Raw genomic sequence first — 14,030 nt, 5'->3', positions numbered from 1 at the left:
GCGGGCCGGGGCGGTCGGGCCGGGCGCGGTCGGTCCGGTCCCCGACGACACGGTCGCCCGGCCCGCGTCGGCGCCGGCGGGTGACGCGCCGGCGGCGACACCGCTCGCCGTCGCCGCCACGCCGGCGTCGGCCGCGTCGGAGCCCTCCCCGGCGCCCACCTCGACACCCGACGCCGAGGTGGAGACCACGCCGGAGGCGACCGCCGAGCCCGACCCGACCGTCACCGAGCCCGAGACGCGCGGTGCCGAGGAGGAGCCGGCGGAGGAGCCGGCCGGGGAGCCTGCGGCGGAGACGACCTCCGAGGAGCCCGCGCCCACTCCCGCGGAGGAGACGACGTGACCGCGGTCCACACCGCCCCGCCCCCGGCCGGCGACCCGCCGGGCGTCGGCACCGCCGAGCGGGCGGCGCGGGCGGGCGACCTCGACACCGCGCTGCGCACCGCCGACGCCGTCCTGCGGGATCCGGGCGGCGCCGACCGCGAGCGCGCGGCCGCCGTCCTGGCCGCCGTGCTCCCCCACCGCGGGCTGCTGGCCCGCGCCGCGGAGCTCCACCGGTGGCTCGCGGAGCGGGGCCACGCGGCGCCCGACGGCGTCGTCGCGCTGCTGGGGGTGGGGTCGTCGGCGGAGGCCCTGGCGTGCCCGGTCGGCGGCGCGAGCGCTCCCGGGCTGAGCGAGGCGGCGGACGCGCTCACCGCCCGCGGGGTGCTGGCGTCGGTGACCGGGGACTCCTCGACCGCGCTCTCGCTGCTCAGCCGGGCCACGGCCGCGCTGGCGGTGTGCGACCAGGAGGTGGTCCGCGGCGACACCCCGGCCGCGCTCGGCGCGCTCGTCGCCCTGCACCGCGGGGAGCCCGAGCTCGCCGCGCCCCTGCTCGACCGGGCGCTCGCCCTCGAGCTGGGCGGTCCCGCCCACCGGCGTCGCCACCTGCTGCTGCGGGCCTGGTGCGCGCTCTCGTCCGGCGACGGCGCCGCCGCGCGGTCGCTGCGGGCGCGGGCCGGCGAGGCGGGGCCGGCGGTCGTCGAGCCGCGCGACGAGCTGGTCGCCGTGGCGCTCGACGTCGCCCTCGCCCGCCGGGCCGGCGACGTGCGCGCCCTGCTCGACCTGTGGGCACGGGCGCGGGAGGCGCTCGTGTGCCACCCCGTCGACCTCTACGTCCTGCTGCCCGTCGGCGAGCTGGCGCTCGCGGCGGCCCGCCTCGGCGAGCAGGGCTGGGTGGCGCCGCACCTCTCCGAGGGCGACGCGCTGCTCGCGGCACTCGGCGAGCCGGCGCTGTGGAGCACGCCGTGGCACTGGTACGGCCTGCAGTACGCGATCGCGACCGAGGCCCCGGAGCGGGCCGAGACGCACGCCCGCGCGCTGGCCGCGGCGGCCGAGGTGGCCCACCCCGCCGTCGCCCCGGCCCGGGCGGCCGCCGCGTGGCTGCGGGTGCTGGCCGGGGAGGTCGACGCGGAGGAGGTCGCGGCCGCGGCCACGGGGCTGCGGGCGGCCGGGCTCGGGTGGGACGGGTCGCGGCTGGCCGGCGAGGCGGCGCTGCGCACCACCGACCGCCGCGCGATCTCGGCCCTGCTGGCCTGCGCGCGCGACCTGCACCCCGGGGTCACGGCGTCATCCGAGGTCCCGGAGCCGCGGGCGCCCGGGGTCGTCCTGACCGACCGGGAGCGGGAGGTCGCCGCCCTCGTCGTCGAGGGCCTGACCTACCGCGAGATCGGGGCGCGGCTGTTCCTGTCGGCCAAGACCGTCGAGCACCACGTCGCACGCCTGCGCCAGCGGTTGGGCTCGGCGACCCGCAGCGAGCTGTTCGGGGACCTGCGCGCGGCGCTGGGGCGCTGACTTCTCCCGAACGGCACCCACGGTCGCTGCGCCGGTGTGAGCATCGCGGTCGTGCCGGAGGGGGTCGACGTCCGTCCCGAGGACCTGCGTCGGGGTGCGGGGCTGCTGCGCGGGGACGCGGGGCGGGTGGGCGACGCCCTCGGCCGTGCCGTCGACGGGGCGGCGTCGGCGGCGACCGCAGCCGGCGACGGGCCGCTCGCGGAGGCGGCCGACGCTCTCGCCGGGCGGCTCGACGCCCTGCTCCGCGCGGTGACGGGCAGCGTCACCCGAGTGCGCGGACGCCCTCGACGCGGCGAGCACGCGGTACACCGCCACCGACACGATCGTCCTCCCCGGCCTCGGGCCGCCGCGCTGATGGCGCTCGCCGGGGATCCCGAAGCCTTGGTGGGCGCCGCCGACCAGCTGGCTGCCGCCGCGCGCGACCTCGGTGCCGCGGCAGACGGGCTGCTGGCCCACGGGAGGTCGACCGTCACCGACTGGTCGGGCCTCGCGGCGCCGATGGCCCTGGCGCGCGTCGAGGCCGACGCCCAGGAGGTGCGCCGGGCGGCCCACGCCGTCGCGGGCGTCGTCGGTCCGTTGCGGCTCTGCGCCGAGGAGCTGCGGACGGGATCCCCCGAGCGGGCGCTCGCGGCGAACGAGGCGGCCGCCCGCGCGTTCCGGGCGGCGACGGAGGCGCTGGGCGGGCCGGTGCCCGCGACTGCCGTTCAGAGCGGCGCGTCGGGGCTCGGCGAGGCCCTGGCGTCGGCGGGCAACCTTGCCGCGTCGGTGGGCAACGCCGCGCTGCACCACGTCCCGTCGGCGTTCGCCGTCCTCGGCGGCGGGGCCCTGGCCGCGGCGAGCGCCGCCGGCGTCCTGGGCGGCACGGTCGCCACCGCCACGGGCGTCGGCGCCCCCGTCGGCGTCCCCCTCACCGGCGCCTCGGCGGCGGGCCTCGCGGCGGGGGTGGGCATCGCCGGGGCGGGGGCGATCGACCTCACCCAGCACGCCCTCGGCGACGACCGCGTCGCGCCGTTCCGGGTCAACGAGGACGCCGGACCGCCCTTCGACCCGCCCGAGGAGATCACCGGCCTGACGAGGCATGGGCAGGAGCGCGCGGAAGGCCGCGACGGAGTCGGGGTGAACGACGAAGCGATGGCCGACGCCGTCGCCAACCCGACCTCACCGCCGGTGTTCCAGCCGAGGAGCGGGACCTATCGCTACGAAGGCAGGGATGCGGTCGCTTCCCTCAACGAGAACGGCGAGGTCGTGACCACCTGGGCCAAGACGTCGAACGGATGGAGGAACCGGTGAGCGCTCTGGATCGCTTGGACGCGGAGTCCGCGAAGACCATCCGCGAGGTACTCGGGCAACGGGCGCCCGACCTCCTCCGCGCCGTGGAGAGCAGCGATACACCGACGATGTCCCTGCGCGAACAGGTCAACGACGTCCTGGCTGACGAGATCGCGAGCGAGCTCACCGGACCCGAATGGGAGCCGACGCCCTACGGCGCCCGCGTCGAGAACGCGGTCGAACGGTTCCTCGTCGCCTACCAGATCACGAGGGGGGTCAGGGGCACCGAGGCCTGGCCTCCTGACCCCGACCTGCGCGGCCCCGGACGCGCGGGACAGCCCTGACGCCGGCGCCGGCCGCTGAGGCCCGCGCGGAGTCGCTCCTCGACGACCGAGGCCGAGGCCGAGGCGAGAAGGGAGATCGCTCCAGGTGCTCCGCCGAGGTCACCACACGGCCCCGGAGGAGCAGCGGGAGCGATCACGGCCCGCCGGCCACCCCGAGCGGCACGTTCCGCAGGCCCGCGAGCCTCTCGATCATGCGCACCGTGCCCCTCGCCCGACGCCCGCACCCCAGGAGCGGTTACTGGCCCGTATCGCTCGCTCAGCGAGCGATACCAGCCAGTAACCGCCGAACACGGCCGGGCGCGCTCACGCCCCCGCGAGCGACAGCGCCACACCGTCGGCGAGGAGCCGCCCCCGCCGCGTGAGGACGGCGCGGCCCCGGGCCCACTGCCCCGGGTCGAGGAGGCCGTCGCGGGCCGCGGTGTCGCCGGCGGAGCGGCCGGGGCCGTCGAGGGCCGCCACCGCCAGGCCGTCGACCGTGCGCAGCTCCAGGAGCACCTGCTCGAGGTGCGCCTCGTCGGGGGTGACGACCTCGCGCGCCTCCGCCGGCGAGCGCCCCGCCGCGAGGGCCGCCGAGTACCGCGCCGGGTGGCGGACGTTCCACCACCGCGTGCCGCCGACGTGGGAGTGCGCGCCCGGCCCGGCGCCCCACCAGTCGCCGCCGCCCCAGTAGACGAGGTTGTGACGGCACCGGGCGTCGACCGACCGCGCCCAGTTGGACACCTCGTACCACCCGAAGCCGGCGGCGCCGAGGACGTCGTCGACGATCTCGTAGCGGTCGGCGAGGACGTCGTCGTCGGGCATCGGGTGATCGCCGCGCGCGATCCGCCGGGCCAGCGCCGTGCCCTCCTCGACGATCAGCCCGTACGCCGAGACGTGGTCCGCGCCGGAGGCGAGCACGGCGTCGAGCGAGCGGCGCAGGTCGTCGTCGGTCTCGGTGGGCGTGCCGTAGATGAGGTCGAGGTTGACGTGGCGCAGCCCGGCCGCGAGCGCGGCGCCGGCCACGGAGACCGCCGCCCCCGGCGTGTGCCGCCGGTCGAGCACGGCGAGGACGTGGTCGACGTCGGACTGCATGCCCAGCGAGAGACGCGTGTAGCCCGCGTCGGCGATCGCCGCGAGCAGCTCGGGCGTCGTCGACTCCGGGTTGGCCTCGGTGGTCACCTCGGCGCCGGGCCGCAGCCCGAACGACGACCGCACCGCGTCGAGCACCGCCACGAGCCCGTCGCCGCCGAGCAGCGAGGGCGTGCCGCCGCCGAGGAAGACGGTGTCGGCGGGCGGGGGCGAGCCCAGGACACGGGCGGCCAGGTCGAGCTCGCGGCGCAGCCCCTCGAGCCAGGACGCCGGGGACGCCGGGTCGTCGGACGAGGTGAGCCCGAGGTCCGAGGCCGTGTAGGTGTTGAAGTCGCAGTACCCGCAGCGCGTCGCGCAGAAGGGCACGTGCACGTAGACCCCGAACGGTCGCGTGCCGAGCCCGGCGAGCGACGCGGGCGGCAGGGCGCCGTCGGCGGGCGCCGGCTCGCCGGACGAGGGGACGGAGGGCACGGATCCAGTGTGCGCCCGGCGATTGCCGTATTCCGGAACGCCCCGTTCGGTAGCGCGTGGGGGCTAGCGTCCGGATCATGTCCCGGGCCCTGCGCGCGGCGCTGACCTGCACCGTCGCGGCCGCCCTCCTCGTGTCGTGCGGCAGCACGCCGCCCCGCGCCGAGCGTCCCGCGGCGCCGGAGGAGGGCACCGGCCTCTTCCGCGGTCCCCAGCCGTGGACCGCCGACGTCTCGTCCGCGCCGGCGTCCGAGCGCAGCGCCGTGATCGCCGCGCTGGCGAACGCCGGCGGCTGGGGCAACGGCGGCGTGATGCAGATCGACTTCGGGATGCCGGTCCTGACCGCGGACGCGGGGACGCCCCGGACCACCGTCACCGGCACCCCGGACTACTGCGGTGGCGGCCCCGACTGCGACCCCGTGCCGGCCGAGGTGCCGCTGCCCGACGGCGCCCACGCGGAGGGCTCGCCCGACCTGACCTGCGACGCCGCGAACGAGGACTGCCACCTGCTCGTCGCCGACCGCGACGGCCGGCGCCTGTACGAGATCTACCAGGGCACCGGGTCCCCCGACGGCATCACCGCCGGCGCCCTCGTCGTCTGGGACCTCGACCGCACCTGGACCGACGAGCTGCGCGGCCCCCAGTGCACCAGCGCCGACGCCGCGGGCTTCCCGATCGCGGCGATGACCCCGACCGCCGACGAGGTCGCGGCCGGGCGCATCGACCACGCCCTGCGCTTCGTCCTGCCCAACGACCGCATCAGGGCCGGCGTCTACGTCCCGCCCGCCACCCACGCCGGCGGGCCGGAGAGCACCGACCCCGACGCCCCGCCCTACGGCGTCCACCTGCGCCTACGGTCCGACGTCGACCTCTCGGGCTACACGCCTGCCCAGCGCGTCGTGACCACCGCGCTGCAGACCCACGGCATGTACCTCGCCGACGGCGGGGAGATCGCGCTGACCTTCGCCGACGACCGGACGGGCACGGCGCGGTGGGCCGACCTCGGCATCGAGGCACAGACGTTCGCCGGCCTGCCCGTCGACGCCTTCGAGGTGATCGACCACGGCGCCGAGGTGCCGCTGACCTACGCGTGCGCACGCAACTGATCGGGCGTCGTCGAACGTCACGTGGAAAAGGACCCCCTGCTCGTGGCAGGCTCGTGGGCGTGCACACGCCGGGCGAGCTCCTCGTGAGTCGACGTCACGTCGACCTCGCTCGTCAGGCCAGCGCCCTCTGCCGGGCCTGCTGAGCGCGACGCACCGCCACCACACCCCAGCGGGAACCGCGCACACCTCGATCGAGGTCCGCCTCGCCGTGCCCGCGCGCGCCCGTGCACCACCCCCCGGAGGAACCCCGAACCATGGCCACTGGCTCTGGCGCCCCGTCGTCCGAGAACGCCACGACCTCCGAGGAGTCGTACGCGGAGACCACGCCGCTGCGTCACCCGGACGGCGGGCAGGACGCACCCCCGAAGCCCAAGCCGGCGAGGGCGCGCAAGGGCAAGGCCGAGGGCCAGTGGGCGCTGGGCTACCGCGAGCCGCTGAACAAGAACGAGCAGTCCAAGAAGGACGACCACCCACTCAACGTGCGGGCGCGGATCGAGAACATCTACTCCGTCCGCGGCTTCGACTCGATCGACCCGGCAGACCTGCGCGGGCGCTTCCGCTGGATGGGCCTCTACACCCAGCGTGCGGAGGGCTTCCCGGGCACCGACACCGGCCACGTCGAGGAGGAGGAGCTCGACGCCTCGTTCTTCATGATGCGGGTCCGCGTCGACGGCGGCGCCCTGACCACCGAGCAGCTGCGCGTCATCGGCGAGATCAGCCAGACGTTCGCCCGCGACACCGCCGACGTCACCGACCGCGAGAACATCCAGCTGCACTGGGTCCGCGTCGAGGACGTCCCGGAAATCTGGCGGCGGCTCGAGGCCGTGGGGCTCTACACCACCGAGGCCTGCGGTGACTGCCCCCGCGTGGTGCTCGGCTCGCCGGTCGCGGGCATCAGCGCCGACGAGGTCATCGACGGCACCCCGGCGATCGACGAGATCGTCGAGCGTTTCATCGGCGACCGCTCGCTGGCGAACCTGCCGCGCAAGTTCAAGACCGCGATCTCCGGGCAGCAGGACGTCGCGCACGAGGTCAACGACGTCAGCTTCGTCGGCGTCGTGCACCCCGAGCACGGCCCCGGGTTCGACCTGCAGGTCGGCGGCGGCCTCTCGACCAACCCGAAGCTCGCCGTGCGCCTCGGGGCGTGGGTGCCGCTGGACGAGGTCGCCGACGTCTGGCAGGGCGTCGTGCAGGTGTTCCGCGACTACGGCTATCGCCGGCTGCGTACCCGGGCCCGGATCAAGTTCCTCATCGCCGACTGGGGCCCGGAGAAGTTCCGCCAGGTCCTCGAGGACGAGTACCTCGAGCGGAAGCTCGTCGACGGTCCGGCCCCCGGGGAGATCGCCGGCATCATCGACCACGTCGGCGTCCACGAGCAGGTCGACGGCAACCACTACGTCGGCGTCGCCCCGCCCGCCGGACGCACCAGCGGCTCGACGCTGGTCGGCGTCGCGAAGGCCGCCGAGGAGGCCGGCTCCCAGCGCGTCCGGCTCACGCCGTACCAGAAGATCCTCGTGCTGGACGTGCCGCCGGCCCGGCTCGACGGCCTGACCACGGCCCTCGACCACCTCGGCCTGCCCGCCCGGCCGAGCCCCTGGCGCCGGGCGACGATGGCCTGCACCGGTCTGGAGTTCTGCAAGCTCGCCTTCGTCGACACCAAGAACCGCGCGGGCGAGCTGGTCGACGAGCTCGAGCAGCGCCTCGCCGACGTCCAGGACACCCTCGAGCACCCGATCTCGATCAACCTCAACGGCTGCCCGAACTCCTGCGCTCGCGTCCAGGTGGCCGACATCGGGCTCAAGGGTCAGATCGTCAACGACGCCGAAGGCAACCCGGCCGCGGGCTTCCAGGTGCACCTCGGCGGCGGCCTCGGCCTCGACGCCGGCTTCGGGCGCAAGCTGCGGGGGCACAAGGTGCTCTCCGCCGACCTCGGCGACTACGTCGAGCGTGTCGTGCGCTCCTACGCCGAGCACCGCCAGGACGGCGAGCGCTTCGCCCAGTGGGTCGTGCGCGCGGACGAGGCGCAGCTGTCGTGAGGCTCGCGGTGCAGTACTGCCCGTACTGCGGGGAGCAGGACCTGCGCCCGCGGGAGGAACCCCGCGGCGCCTGGGAGTGCGCCGACTGCCGCAGCACCTTCGTCGTCACGGGAGTGACCGCATGACCAGTACGGAGACCGACACCCGACGGTCCGAGGCCCTCGCTGCGGGCGAGCGGTTCGCCGCGCTCGAGGGCACGGTCGATCACGAGGAGCTCACCCGCCAGGTGCTGACCTGGGCCGCGGAGACCTACGGCGCCGGGCTCATCGTCGCGTCGAACATGCAGGACGCGGTCCTGGTGAAGCTCGGCGCCGAGGCCCGCGCGGGCGTCGACGTGCTCTTCCTCGAGACCGGCTACCACTTCGCCGAGACGCTCGGCACCCGCGACGCGGTCGCGCAGGTCTACGGCGTGCGGATCGTGCAGGCCGAGCCGGAGCTCACGGTCGCCGAGCAGGACGCGCAGTACGGCAAGGACCTCTTCGCCACCGACCCCGGGGCGTGCTGCGGGATGCGCAAGGTCGAGCCGCTGCGCAGGACGCTCGCGCGCTACGACGCCTGGGTCACCGGCGTCCGGCGCGTCGAGGCCCCGACCCGCGCGACGACACCGCTGGTCACCTGGGACGAGCGGCACGGCCTGGTGAAGGTCAACCCGATCGCGCACTGGACCGACGAGCAGATGGACGCCTACATCGGCGAGCACGCCGTGCTGGTCAACCCGCTGGTCGGCGAGGGCTACCCGTCGATCGGCTGCGCGCCCTGCACGGCCAAGCCGGCCCCGGGCGCCGACCCGCGCAGCGGGCGCTGGGCGGGCTTCTCCAAGACCGAGTGCGGGCTGCACGGATGACCGCCGCCCCGCTGGACGCCGTCCACACCGACCAGCTGGACGCCCTGGAGTCCGAGGCGATCCACGTCATGCGCGAGGTCGCGGGCGAGTTCGACCGTCCCGTGATCCTCTTCTCCGGCGGCAAGGACTCGATGCTGCTGGTGCACCTCGCGGCCAAGGCGTTCTGGCCCGCGCCGATCCCGTTCCCGGTGCTGCACGTCGACACCGGGCACAACTTCGACGAGGTCATCGACTTCCGCGACCGCGTCGTCGAGCGCTACGGCCTGACCCTCGAGGTCGCCCGCGTCCAGGACTACATCGACGACGGCCGGCTCCAGGAGCGGGCCGACGGCACCCGCAACCCGCTGCAGACCACGCCGCTGCTCGACGCGATCGCCGAGCACCGCCACGACGCCGTCTTCGGCGGCGGGCGCCGCGACGAGGAGCGCGCGCGGGCCAAGGAGCGCATCTTCTCCCTCCGCAACGCCTTCGGCGCCTGGGAGCCGAGCCGCCAGCGCCCCGAGCTGTGGAACCTCTACAACGGGCGCCACAAGCCCGGCGAGCACGTGCGCGTGTTCCCGCTGTCGAACTTCACCGAGCTCGACGTCTGGCGCTACATCGCGCGCGAGGGCGTCGAGCTGCCCTCGATCTACTACGCGCACACCCGCGACGTGTTCTCCCGCGACGGGATGTGGCTGACCAGCGGGCCGTGGGGCGGCCCGCGGGACGGCGAGGAGGTCGTCACCAAGACGGTGCGCTACCGCACCGTCGGCGACGGCTCCTGCACCGGCGCGGTGGAGTCCGACGCGTCGACGCTGGACGAGGTGCTCGACGAGGTGCGCGAGAGCCGCCTCACCGAGCGCGGCGCGACGCGGGCCGACGACCGCCTCTCGGAGGCCGCCATGGAGGACCGCAAGCGAGAGGGCTATTTCTGATGACCGACCTGCTCCGCTTGGCCACGGCCGGTTCCGTCGACGACGGCAAGTCCACCCTCGTCGGGCGGCTGCTCTACGACACCAAGTCGGTGCTCGCCGACCAGATGGAGGCCGTCGAGCGCGCCACCCAGGGCGGCGGGGACCCGGACCTCTCGCTTCTGGTCGACGGCCTGCGCTCCGAGCGCGAGCAGGGCATCACGATCGACGTCGCGTACCGGTACTTCGCGACGCCGCGGCGGTCGTTCGTGCTGGCCGACACCCCGGGCCACGTGCAGTACACGCGCAACACGGTGACCGGCGCGTCCACCGCGTCGCTCGCGGTGCTGCTCGTGGACGCGCGCCACGGCATCGTCGAGCAGACCCGCCGCCACGTCGCGGTGATGGGGCTGCTGCGGGTGCCGCGGCTGGTGCTCGCGGTCAACAAGATGGACCTCGTCGACTTCGACGAGAACACCTACTGGCGCATCGCCAAGGAGTTCTTCGGGCTCACCGAGGCCCTGGGCTACGCCGAGGACGACGTCGTCGCGATCCCGCTGTCGGCGAAGAAGGGCGACAACGTCGTCCTCGCCTCCGATCACACCCCCTGGTACGAGGGCCCGACGCTGCTCGAGCACCTCGAGTCGGTGCCGGTCGAGGGCGCCGACCACGCCGCCCCGTTCCGGTTCCCGGTGCAGTACGTGGTGCGCCCCCGCACCGAGTCCCACCCCGACTACCGGGGCTACGCGGGCCTGGTCACGGCGGGCACGGTCAGCGTCGGCGACGAGGTCGCGGTGCTGCCCGACGGGCAGCGCACGCGGGTCGAGGGCATCGACACCGCCGACGGCGAGCTCGACGTGGCCCACGACGGGCAGAGCGTGGTGCTCCGCCTCGCCGACGACCTCGGCGTCGCGCGCGGCGCGCTGCTGGCCGCGCCCGGGGCGCCGGAGCCCGTCACCGAGTTCGACGCGACGCTCGCCTGGCTGCACGAGAAGCCGCTGCGCCCGGGCGCCCGGCTGCTGCTCAAGCACGGCACGCGCACGGTGCAGGCGATCGTCGGCGCGGTGACCCACCGCCTCGACACCGAGACCCTGTCCGTCGTCGAGGACCCGGGCGAGCTGGGCATCAACGACATGGGCCAGGTCGCGCTGACCGTCTCCGAGCCGCTGCCGCTCGACCCCTACGACGAGATCGCGACCACGGGCTCGTTCCTGCTCATCGACCCCCAGGCCGGCGACACCCTCGCCGCGGGGCTGGTCGGGCGCCCGCTGGTGGCCCGCCCGCTCGACCGCTACTGAGCCGGCGATTACTGGCTGGTATCGCTCGCTGGGCGAGCGATACCAGCCAGTAACCGGCTCAGCTCACCTCGGTCAGCTTCCCCTGCTCGGTGGCGCAGGACCGGGGTAGCCAGGGGCGAGGAGCACCGCACCAGCGCAGGAGGTCCGCATGGGCGTCGAGTTCGTCGGGATGATCGGCACGCAGCACGTCTCCGAGATCCACCCGGCGTCCGGCCCGCCGATCGACCCGGACTTCGTGCGCCGCATCGTCACCGCCCACGACGAGGGCGGGTTCGACAAGGTGCTGGTGGGCCACAGCGCCTCGACCGCGGACGGGCTGCAGGTCGCGGCGTTCGGGGCCGCGCACACCGAGCGTCTCGGCTACCTCGTCGCGCACCGGCCCGGGTTCGTCGCCCCCACGCTGGCCGCGCGGTCGTTCGCCACCCTCGACCAGTTCTCCGGCGGCCGCGTCGCCGTGCACGTCATCTCCGGCGGCAGCGACGCCGACCAGCGCCGCGACGGCGACCACCTCGACAAGGCGGCGCGCTACCGGCGCACCGACGAGTACCTCGAGGTCATGACGCGCACGTGGACCGAGCACGAGCCGTTCGACCACCGCGGCGAGTTCTACGACGTCGCCGACGTGCACGCCACCGCGCGCCCGCTCCAGCAGCCGCGCATCCCCGTCTACTTCGGCGGCTCGTCGGCGGACGCCTACCGCGTGGGCGGCCGGCACGCCGACGTCTACGCGCTGTGGGGCGAGCCGCTGGCCGAGACCGCCGAGCAGATCGCGGCGGTGCACGCCGCCGCCCGCGCGGCCGGCCGGACGTCGATGCCGCGGATCAGCGTCTCGTTCCGCCCGATCCTGGGGGCGACGGAGGAGCAGGCGTGGGAGCGCGCGCACGACGTCCTCGACCGGATCACCGCGGCGGGCGGTGGTGCGGGCTCCTTCACCGGGCGGATGAGCCACCGCCGCGGGCACCAGCCGCCGGCCAACGTCGGCTCGCAGCGGTTGCTCGCCGCGGCCGAGCGCGGGGAGCTGCACGACCGCTGCCTGTGGACGCCGACCGCGGCGGCGACGGCCGCTGCCGGGAACTCGACGGCGCTGGTCGGCACCCCGGAGACCGTCGCCGCCGCCCTGCTGGACTACCACGAGATCGGCGTCACCACGTTCCTCGTCCGCGGCTACGACCCGCTCGACGACGCCGTCGCCTACGGTCGCGACCTGCTGCCCCTGGTCCACGCCGAGGTGGCCCGACGGACGCCCCGGGAGGCGAGCGCATGACACCTGACGAGGTGCGGGCCCTGCTCGCGGACATCGCGGCGGGCGCCGCCGCCCGCGAACGCCGCGACGAGAGCCCGTTCGACCAGGTCGCCGCCGTGGCGAAGGCCGGGCTGGGCGCGCTGTCGGTGCCCACGGACGAGGGCGGCGGCGGCGCGTCGGTGCGCGAGCTGATCGCGTTCGTCGTCGACCTGGCCGAGGCCGACCCGATCGTCGCCCACGTCCTGCGCACCCACTACAGCCAGGTGCTGGGCTTCCTGCAGAACTCCGACGCCGCCGTGCGCCGGCGCTGGCTCGACGAGGTGCTGGACGGGAAGGTCTTCGGCAACGCGATCAGCGAGGCCGGCCCGCTGACGGCCGGCAGCCACGAGTTCGCGACGCAGCTGCGCGAGGCCGACGGGCGTCTCGTGCTGAGCGGGACGAAGTACTACAGCACCGGCACGCTCTACGCGGACTGGATCGCGGTCGCGGCCGGGATGCCCGGCGACCGCGTGGCGACCGTGCTGGTGCCCGCCGACCGGGCCGGGGTGTCGGTGGTCGACGACTGGGACGGCATGGGGCAGAGCCGCACCGGCACGGGCACGACGTCGTTCGACGACGTCGCGGTCGAGCCCGGGGAGATCCTCTCGGTGCGGCCGCGGACGGAGCCGCGCCCGGCCGGCACGAACGCGTTCCTCCAGCTCTACCTGCAGGCGCTGGTCGCGGGCATCCTGCGGTCGGTGGCCACGGACGCCGCCGAGGTGGTGCGCTCCCGGGGCCGCACCTTCGAGCACGCACCGGCCCCGCGGGCGGTCGACGACCCGATCCTGCAGACGACGGTGGGCGAGCTGGCCGCGACGGCGTGGGTGGCCGAGGCGGCGGTGCTCGCCGCGGCCGACGCGATCGACGCGGTGCGCGCCGACCCCACCGATGAGAACCGGCGGGCGGCGACGCTCGCCCACACGTCGGTGAAGGTGCACCTCGACCGCGTGGCGCCGGCGGCGGCGACCGCGCTCTTCGACGTCGGCGGTGCGTCGGCGTCCAGCCGTGCGCGCAACCTCGACCGGCACTGGCGCAACATCCGCACGATCACCCTGCACAACCCGGCGTCGTACAAGGCCGCCGCGATCGGCCGCCACCTCGTCACCGGTGACCCGCTGCCGACGAACGCCTACTTCTGATCCCCGCTCTTCGGATCCCCGCCCCGGCGGTCCGTCTTCGCGACCGTCAGCAGCACGACGGCGTCCTCCACGGCCTCGAGGCGGTGGCGGGCGTCGGGCACGACGAGCAGGTCGCCCCGGCGCCCGTCCCACGCGTCGCTGTCGGACACGAGGCGCACCCGGCCGTGCAGCACGACCAGCGTCGCCTCGCCGGGGTTCTCGTGCTCGCCGAGCTCGCGGCCGCCGGTCAGCGCGATCACGGTCTGCCGCATGGTGTTGCCGTGCCCGCCCACCACCGTGTGGGCGGCCCGGCCCGCCGAGCTGGTGCGGGCGGCGCCGAGCTGCTGGCGGGCGCAGGCGTCGAGCGAGAGCTTCAGCATGGTCGTCCCCCATCCGTGGTGGTGGACGACCATGGTCGCGCACACCGTCGACCACCTCGTTCCGGCGAACGGCGTAGGTGCGCGGTCAGGAGGCGGC

At 75.4% G+C, this 14,030-nt stretch carries 14 protein-coding genes and 1 pseudogene; 13 read left to right on the top strand and 2 right to left on the bottom strand.

The genetic code is table 11. From position 1 onward, the window contains the following. The 4 genes and pseudogenes from ABD994_RS06735 to ABD994_RS06720 all read left to right on the top strand — a co-directional run. A pseudogene (locus ABD994_RS06735) lies at positions 1–340 on the top strand (hypothetical protein); the annotation flags it as partial. Next, on the top strand, positions 337–1,830 hold the full coding sequence (locus ABD994_RS06730; protein WP_345412098.1) for a LuxR C-terminal-related transcriptional regulator: 1,494 nt from the start codon (positions 337–339) through the stop codon (positions 1,828–1,830). The pseudogene ABD994_RS06735 and the gene ABD994_RS06730, both read left to right, overlap by 4 nt. A 51-nt stretch (positions 1,831–1,881) precedes the next feature. Then, on the top strand, positions 1,882–3,120 hold the full coding sequence (locus ABD994_RS06725; RefSeq protein ID WP_345412094.1) for a hypothetical protein: 1,239 nt from the start codon (positions 1,882–1,884) through the stop codon (positions 3,118–3,120). Then, entirely contained in the window at positions 3,117–3,443 is a 327-nt protein-coding gene (locus tag ABD994_RS06720) for a hypothetical protein (protein ID WP_345412092.1), read from the top strand. Before ABD994_RS06725 ends, ABD994_RS06720 begins: the two co-directional genes overlap by 4 nt. 303 nt (positions 3,444–3,746) lie before the next feature. On the opposite strand, the gene hemW is transcribed toward ABD994_RS06720, so the two are convergent. Continuing rightward, positions 3,747–4,982, bottom strand: a complete 1,236-nt coding sequence (gene hemW, locus ABD994_RS06715) for a radical SAM family heme chaperone HemW (RefSeq protein WP_345412090.1) — start codon at positions 4,980–4,982, stop codon at positions 3,747–3,749. A 77-nt stretch (positions 4,983–5,059) separates the two neighbouring features. Here hemW and ABD994_RS06710 point away from each other — a divergent pair, with 77 nt between their 5' ends. The 9 genes from ABD994_RS06710 (at position 5,060) to ABD994_RS06675 (ending at position 13,574) form a co-directional block, all read left to right on the top strand. After that, positions 5,060–6,085 (top strand): hypothetical protein, encoded by a 1,026-nt coding sequence (locus tag ABD994_RS06710; RefSeq protein WP_345412088.1) that lies wholly within the window; start codon positions 5,060–5,062, stop codon positions 6,083–6,085. After that, on the top strand, positions 5,971–6,228 hold the full coding sequence (locus ABD994_RS31665) for a putative leader peptide (protein ID WP_425550034.1): 258 nt from the start codon (positions 5,971–5,973) through the stop codon (positions 6,226–6,228). Before ABD994_RS06710 ends, ABD994_RS31665 begins: the two co-directional genes overlap by 115 nt. A gap of 111 nt (positions 6,229–6,339) precedes the next feature. Then, positions 6,340–8,121 carry a nitrite/sulfite reductase gene (locus ABD994_RS06705; protein ID WP_345412086.1) on the top strand — a complete coding sequence of 594 codons (1,782 nt, stop codon included), beginning with the start codon at positions 6,340–6,342 and terminating at the stop codon, positions 8,119–8,121. Continuing rightward, positions 8,118–8,246: an Insertion element protein gene (locus ABD994_RS06700; RefSeq protein ID WP_345412084.1), complete on the top strand. Its 129-nt coding sequence runs from the start codon at positions 8,118–8,120 to the stop codon at positions 8,244–8,246. The genes ABD994_RS06705 and ABD994_RS06700 overlap by 4 nt, the downstream gene beginning before the upstream one ends. Beyond that, positions 8,243–8,965: a phosphoadenylyl-sulfate reductase gene (locus tag ABD994_RS06695; RefSeq protein WP_345412082.1), complete on the top strand. Its 723-nt coding sequence runs from the start codon at positions 8,243–8,245 to the stop codon at positions 8,963–8,965. The genes ABD994_RS06700 and ABD994_RS06695 overlap by 4 nt, the downstream gene beginning before the upstream one ends. Beyond that, complete coding sequence (cysD, locus tag ABD994_RS06690; RefSeq protein WP_345412080.1) at positions 8,962–9,879, top strand: sulfate adenylyltransferase subunit CysD; 918 nt, start codon at positions 8,962–8,964, stop codon at positions 9,877–9,879. Before ABD994_RS06695 ends, cysD begins: the two co-directional genes overlap by 4 nt. Continuing rightward, positions 9,879–11,153: a sulfate adenylyltransferase subunit 1 gene (locus ABD994_RS06685; RefSeq protein ID WP_345412078.1), complete on the top strand. Its 1,275-nt coding sequence runs from the start codon at positions 9,879–9,881 to the stop codon at positions 11,151–11,153. Before cysD ends, ABD994_RS06685 begins: the two co-directional genes overlap by 1 nt. A 148-nt stretch (positions 11,154–11,301) precedes the next feature. Next, complete coding sequence (locus ABD994_RS06680) at positions 11,302–12,417, top strand: LLM class flavin-dependent oxidoreductase (protein ID WP_345412075.1); 1,116 nt, start codon at positions 11,302–11,304, stop codon at positions 12,415–12,417. Further along, positions 12,414–13,574: an acyl-CoA dehydrogenase family protein gene (locus ABD994_RS06675; protein ID WP_345412073.1), complete on the top strand. Its 1,161-nt coding sequence runs from the start codon at positions 12,414–12,416 to the stop codon at positions 13,572–13,574. The genes ABD994_RS06680 and ABD994_RS06675 overlap by 4 nt, the downstream gene beginning before the upstream one ends. On the opposite strand, the gene ABD994_RS06670 is transcribed toward ABD994_RS06675, so the two are convergent. Beyond that, positions 13,565–13,978, bottom strand: coding sequence for a cupin domain-containing protein (locus ABD994_RS06670; RefSeq protein ID WP_345412071.1), 414 nt, complete (start codon positions 13,976–13,978; stop codon positions 13,565–13,567). The two genes, ABD994_RS06675 and ABD994_RS06670, sit on opposite strands and share 10 nt — an antisense overlap. Between the last annotated feature and the right edge of the window lie 52 nt (positions 13,979–14,030).

Source organism: Actinomycetospora chlora (assembly GCF_039542135.1).
GTDB classification, from domain to species: domain Bacteria; phylum Actinomycetota; class Actinomycetes; order Mycobacteriales; family Pseudonocardiaceae; genus Actinomycetospora; species Actinomycetospora chlora.
Note: the sequence above shows the minus strand (reverse complement) of the source record. Positions and strands in the feature narration are given on the sequence as shown.

Coding starts and splice junctions, on each gene's coding strand:
- cysD (WP_345412080.1), top strand. CDS start 8,962: ATGACCGCCGCCCCGCTGGACGCCGTCCACACCGACCAGCTGGACGCC.
- ABD994_RS06705 (WP_345412086.1), top strand. CDS start 6,340: ATGGCCACTGGCTCTGGCGCCCCGTCGTCCGAGAACGCCACGACCTCC.
- ABD994_RS06675 (WP_345412073.1), top strand. CDS start 12,414: ATGACACCTGACGAGGTGCGGGCCCTGCTCGCGGACATCGCGGCGGGC.
- ABD994_RS06695 (WP_345412082.1), top strand. CDS start 8,243: ATGACCAGTACGGAGACCGACACCCGACGGTCCGAGGCCCTCGCTGCG.
- ABD994_RS06685 (WP_345412078.1), top strand. CDS start 9,879: ATGACCGACCTGCTCCGCTTGGCCACGGCCGGTTCCGTCGACGACGGC.
- ABD994_RS06680 (WP_345412075.1), top strand. CDS start 11,302: ATGGGCGTCGAGTTCGTCGGGATGATCGGCACGCAGCACGTCTCCGAG.
- ABD994_RS06710 (WP_345412088.1), top strand. CDS start 5,060: ATGTCCCGGGCCCTGCGCGCGGCGCTGACCTGCACCGTCGCGGCCGCC.